We start from the raw sequence: 753 nt of genomic DNA, 5'->3' as shown, positions 1-753 counted from the left end.
CTTACGATAGAGCTCTGCCATCTGGCGTGAACATTTCTCAAGGCGTCCTTCCGGTAGCCAGAATTTGAAATCCGCATGAACGTGGCCATCTGGCGCGCGCCAGACTTTAGCGGCCGCACAGATATCAATTTTGTTTGACAGGTCAACGCCCACCCAGGAGGGATAGGTTTTAAGTTCGTGCTGCGGGGCGATAAACTCGCATTTCTCCCATTTCATCATGTCCATCCAGGCTGACTCAGCGGTAACCCAGATATTCATGTGCTTGGTAAAAAAGTTAATTCTGGCCGAAACCTGCTCTTTCGCCTTTTTAGCCAGGCGGCGCAGGTCATCCCAGCGCTTACAGATACCCAGCCCCGGATTCGCCTTCTGCCAGACTTTTTCATCAAAGGGATCGTCACCTTCATCTAAGGTGTAGATGATGGCAAAAAACGTATCGTCTTTTACCAGCCCACGCAGCACCTTGATGGCGTAATCACGCAATTCGTAGCAGATGCCTTCTTTGTTGAAACCGGCGGTGGTGATACCGAAAAGCAGCGATTGTAGACGTGCGCCGGTTGCCGTCTCCAGAACGTCCCAGACGTCACGGGTTTTGTGAGCATGCAGCTCGTCGACGATGGCACAGTGGATGTTCAGGCCGTCGAGGTTGTTCGCATCTGATGATAAAGGCTCGAATTTGGAGGCCGTTTGCTCCTGGTAGATAGCGAGCTTGTTGAATTCGAAGATCCGCCCAAGCGTGGCTTTCGCCTTCTTGAC

The 753-nt window shown here is 52.1% G+C and carries 1 protein-coding gene; it reads right to left on the bottom strand.

Annotated features, from left to right (window positions below; all coding sequences use genetic code 11):
• The coding region (locus ACYVJ4_RS18860; RefSeq protein WP_460461563.1) for a terminase TerL endonuclease subunit at positions 1–753 on the bottom strand (753 nt) is incomplete at both ends.

The organism is Angustibacter peucedani (genome assembly GCF_054779595.1).
The sequence above is the reverse complement of the archived record's forward strand: the minus strand, read 5'-3'. Positions and strand labels throughout refer to the sequence as shown.